Genomic DNA, 4,907 nt, shown 5'->3' with positions numbered 1-4,907 from the left:
GGTTATTTTCAGACACGACAAGCTTAAATGAGAAGAATAAAAACCTACAAATTAATTCTAAGCATTCAACTTTTAATTGGATATCAAATAGGCTTTAGTCAAGTCATGAAAGACAGTTTGAAGATTGATTCCGTAGACGCTTACAATACAAAGTGGATGACAATTGGTTCGCAATATGATTGTTCAAGTTCAACATTCGGCTTGGTATTAAGTAATGGCTATGATGAAAGTCCGTTAATTCACTTTGAAGATTTTTCGGAAGATTTAATTTTTAAAATTCAAGGGAATACAAACTTCGAAAGAAACCACTCAATTGAAACAGATTTTGGGTGGAAATATCCAATCAAACATATTTCAGCCATTTCCATAGGTTTTTACCAATATGACTACTGGCAAAGACATTTTTTTCATCGTGATTTAAACCTATCAGCTGAGACATACATAAGAAAGTTAGATGTTTCACTAAAGCTAAAAATTGCTTATCAAACTTTAAATGATTATGAAAACCTGGGAACAGATTTGGAAATTAGGAAAGTCATTTTATACCAAAAATTATATTCTGGTTTAGCAGTTGGGTACTATTTTGATTATTTTAAATACTCAGCGTATATACATGGTTTTGTGTATAGGAACAAAATTGGATTACGATTGAGTTATGAAAAAATAGACACTTATGATTTTTTGAATGTGGGATTAAATTATACTTTTATTAGATAAAACAACCGCTAACAGCAGTTTGTGATTATGGCTGGTTTTGGGTTTATCAGAAATGTATCGGCTGATTGAAATTTTAGTTATATTTGGGAACGCAAGTGTTTGAGGAACGCCACAATCACAATCCGCGGCACGTTAGCGGTAATGTTCACAACGATTCTGCAAAATAACAACGAATGGAAAAGACAGAAACTAAAATTAAAATTCTAGCAATTTATCAGCTTTTAGGCGGTCTTACTGGTTTTATTGGTACATTTTATTTAATGCTAAAAGTTAGCTCAGTTAATTCAGTTATACTTTTGTTTTTAGGACTTTATGGATTTTCAATATTTTGCGGTTATCTATTACTTAAAAAAAGCTACATAAAAGGATTAAACTTTTCAGTAATAAATCAATTAATTCAAGTTTTAAGTTTTACAATTTGTGGTTTCGCCTATAAGTTTTATTCTGGATTATTTCTCTGTTTAGGTTTAAATCTAACAACTGATACTTTGATAACTTATAATGCTGGAATTTCAACATGGAATTTCAAATTAAATTCAGAAAGTCTAAATACAGAACTAAGTGTAAACATCGTTGCTTTGATATTGATAAATGTAATTTTTAATTTGAGAAAGAAATTTTAAGCTGAAAAACAAAACACTACCGCTAACAGCCGTTTGGTAGCATGGCTGGTTTTGCTTTTCTTAGCCGGAAAGTACTAAGTTCAAAATTTGATTATATTTACAACTAATTATTTAAAAAGTCGCCACGACTACCAAGCGGCGGCACGTTATGAGCTATATTAAACCTGTGCAAAGAAAGAACTATAAATTTGAAAAGAAATCTTGTTTTAATATTAATAAATGTTCTATTAGTTTCTTGTTCAGCAAGTAAACCAAATATCATTGATTACCATTCTGAAAAATTGTGCGGAGGAATTAAAAATATGTCTGAGTATATCAAAAACTCAAACGAAATAAAAGCATTCTTTTTAAAAAATCCATCAGACTCAACAATATTGAAAAGTGAAATTGATTCGTTAGTTACTGAAGGAATTGTTTTTCCCTTTTTGCAATCTGAAGTCGCAAATATCATAAAGAATGAAGAGAAAATTTCTTTGGATCAAGCTTACTCAAGATTGGAAGTTAAATTCTTATCGAAACCAATTATAAAACTAAACTCAGTTTGTGTAAAACAAACAAATGTTAGTTCACCGGAAGTCAAAATAGAATATTATTATTATCCTGAATATGCTTTACTAACAGCCCAAATTTCGAAGATTAAATACTCTCAAGAATATGGAAAGGGTTATTTAGTTTTAGCAAAAATTGATTCTAATGGAGAAATGAAAATATTGAAGTCAAGTTTCTGGGAAGAATAATACAGCTCATAACAGCAGTTTGTGATTATGGCTGGTTTTGGGTTTATCAGAAATGTCTCGGCTGACTGAAATTTTAGTTATATTTGGAAACGCAAGTGAGTGAAGAACGCCAAAATCACAAGCTGCGGCACGTTACCAGCAAGCGCAGAAAATTTTGTGAAATGAGAAAACTTAACCTGACAATTATTCTAAGTTTAGCATTTGTATTTTTCTTCTACTTTACATTGTGGATTGGAGGTTTTTCAGCTGTTTTCTTAATGTTTTTTACTGGAATAATAGGATTGTTTTTGATTTTCTTAATATTGAAAGAAGTATTTGTTAAAAAGAATTATCTAGCGTTTGGAATCGGAATATTTGCTTTGTGCATAGTCATATTCAGACCTATTGAATATATAATTGAATCTTTGAAAAGTCCAATCGTAGCTTGTGGTTATTGCGAACATACAATGACTTCTTTATCTATTAATCTCAGAAAAAACAAAACATTTGAATATAATGCTGGAGCTTTTTTAGAAAAGGAAATGTATTCCGGAAATTATACTGTGAAAAATGATACACTAGTATTAAATTTTAATGAACCGTTTCCAAAACGTTTAAAAGACACTTTAATTTATCAAGATAATTGGCTAAATGAACTTGGAAAGGAAAAAGAAAAAGAACATAATCATAATTTTAAATTAACAACAAACTCCATATGGAAGTAACGCCAGCTGGTAACAGCGGTTTCGCGCTATTGCTAGTTTTTCTTGAATTGAACTTATTTCTTCACGAAAATATTTTATCTTAGCAGAAAGTACGCAGTTCGCTGGATTCGCAACAGTCGCGAAGCCGCGAAACGTTACCTGCCATTTTAAGAAACTCCGTAGTAAATGACAACTTTTGACCAATTTAACAAAGAAATCACAAAACTTGAAAATTTTTACAAGTCAAGTTTGTATGCATATGAGCAAACCGATTTTTTATTATACAATTGGAGAAAAAATCAAGATAAGCTTAAGGAGATTAACTTTGAAGTTACAAAACCAACATTTTATAAAATTAAAACAAAAGGTGTAGTTAGTGATAATCAAAAAAATTTAGCAGAAATTATTTTTGTAAGATGTGTTTCTGCATTGGAAGTATATTTAACAGAACAAATAAGAGAAGTTTTTTTTATTACAAAAGAACCTTTCAAAAAAGAACATATATTGGTTGAATTTAAACAATCTGATATACTTTCTGCAAAATCAACAACAGAGATTTTCAATAAAATAATTAATAAAGAATTGAGAAGACTTTCTAGCGGAGGTTTTTCTGAAATCGTAAAATATTATAAGAAAACATTATTGATTGATATTGCCGAGATAAAACCAAAAAGAGAAATTATAGAAGAATATCATCAAAGACGACATTTATTAGTTCATCGTCTTGGTAAAACTGACCAATTTTACAGAGATAAATATAATTTCAGTGAACCAAATATCACAGTTGAAAAATATTATTTAGAGCATTGTTTTGATGATTTTAGACAATATGCTCACGAAATTCATAATCAAATTAAAATCAAACTAAATAATAATTTTTACATAAAAAAAACGAAGCAAAAATCAGAAGCTAAATGCAAAATTGATTTAGATTTGACAAGTAAAAAAATTAATATTTTCGATTCAAACTATGAATTTCTATCAGGCGATTCGATAACTAGGTTTGGCAATTTACTTGAACAAAAGATTAAAAACGAAAATAATACTGAAACAATCTTTATTTCAGGAACTAAAATTGAAATTCTTGCATATGTCAACATTTTAAATGCTGAAATAAAAAGAGGAAAAATCAAAGCAGAAGTTGAAACTAAATTTTCTCATAAAGATTCAGAAAAACCAAAAAAAGAACTAACTCCATACTTGTTAGAAAAAATTAAGTTAAGGCTTCCTGAACAACCTTGGATTAAAAATCAACATAAAAAAACTGCAAGAGAATTAGGATTATCAAACAAAACTGTTTCAAGAGCAATAGAAATGCTTATAGAACAAGGGATTTTTAAGAAACAATATAATGGAGAAATAATTGAGTAAAAAAACGGCAGGTAACAGCGGTTTCGCGCTATTGCTGGTTTTTCTTGAATTGAACTTCTTTCTTAACGAAAATATTTTATCTTAGCAGAAAGTACGCAGTTCGCTGGCATCGCAACAGTCGCGAAGCCGCGGAACGTTATAGGAAAGCATTCAAAATCTGCAAAAAATGAAATTTAGCTTATCAATTCTAATTTTGTTTTTAATAAATGGACAACATGGAAATGTTGAAGGAGAATATTATAACCACTTCGGAAGTAAGCTAAAAATTAATTCAGACTCTACATTTCTTTATACATGGCATTTTGACTTGGAATCAAGTTGGAGCAAAGGAACGTGGAAAATGAAAAATGATACAATTAACTTTAAAGTAATTCCTGTATTTGACACGTTGAGAAGAATCAATTTGAAAGACACTTTAATTTTATCTGTTGACGAAAAGCCTGAATTGATAACGGAACAGAATGGTTCAATTACACACTTCTTATCATCTGGCGGACAAAACGTCCAAAAAATGAACGTTAAATTATATTTTGATGGAGAAAAATTAATTGAGATTAAAAGAAATGGAAAATTAGATAAAGCAAAGCATAAAGCATTTTGGGAAAACAAAAAGTATTATACTTGGTTTGTAAAAAGGAAGTAAAAATGCCTTCCTATAACAGCCGTTTGGTAGCATGGCTGGTTTTGCATTTCTTAGCCGGAAAGTACTAAGTTCAAAATTTGATTATATTTACAATTAATTATTTAAAAAGTCGCCACGACTACCAAGCGGCGGC

Annotated in this window: 6 protein-coding genes; all 6 read left to right on the top strand. The window is 29.7% G+C overall.

Annotated features, from left to right (window positions below):
* Window positions 1-27 precede the first annotated feature (27 nt).
* The 6 genes from ICG50_RS12930 to ICG50_RS12905 all read left to right on the top strand — a co-directional run bounded on the left by ICG50_RS12930 (window position 28) and on the right by ICG50_RS12905 (window position 4,774).
* The gene (locus ICG50_RS12930; protein WP_187661317.1) at window positions 28-717 is read left to right on the top strand and encodes a hypothetical protein; all 690 of its coding nucleotides are present in this window, start codon (window positions 28-30) and stop codon (window positions 715-717) included.
* A gap of 173 nt (window positions 718-890) precedes the next feature.
* On the top strand, window positions 891-1,340 hold the full coding sequence (locus ICG50_RS12925) for a hypothetical protein (RefSeq protein WP_187661316.1): 450 nt from the start codon (window positions 891-893) through the stop codon (window positions 1,338-1,340).
* Between the two features lie 188 nt (window positions 1,341-1,528).
* Window positions 1,529-2,077, top strand: coding sequence for a hypothetical protein (locus tag ICG50_RS12920; protein ID WP_187661315.1), 549 nt, complete (start codon window positions 1,529-1,531; stop codon window positions 2,075-2,077).
* A gap of 161 nt (window positions 2,078-2,238) precedes the next feature.
* Window positions 2,239-2,781 carry a hypothetical protein gene (locus tag ICG50_RS12915; RefSeq protein WP_187661314.1) on the top strand — a complete coding sequence of 181 codons (543 nt, stop codon included), beginning with the start codon at window positions 2,239-2,241 and terminating at the stop codon, window positions 2,779-2,781.
* Window positions 2,782-2,946: 165 nt separating this feature from the next.
* On the top strand, window positions 2,947-4,131 hold the full coding sequence (locus ICG50_RS12910; protein ID WP_187661313.1) for a helix-turn-helix domain-containing protein: 1,185 nt from the start codon (window positions 2,947-2,949) through the stop codon (window positions 4,129-4,131).
* Window positions 4,132-4,297: 166 nt separating this feature from the next.
* On the top strand, window positions 4,298-4,774 hold the full coding sequence (locus ICG50_RS12905; protein WP_187661312.1) for a hypothetical protein: 477 nt from the start codon (window positions 4,298-4,300) through the stop codon (window positions 4,772-4,774).
* Window positions 4,775-4,907: the final 133 nt, after the last annotated feature.

Origin of the sequence: Flavobacterium buctense, from assembly GCF_014486695.1 — a bacterium.
Lineage (GTDB): Bacteria > Bacteroidota > Bacteroidia > Flavobacteriales > Flavobacteriaceae > Flavobacterium > Flavobacterium buctense.
This window is presented reverse-complemented; position numbering and strand designations above follow the sequence as displayed.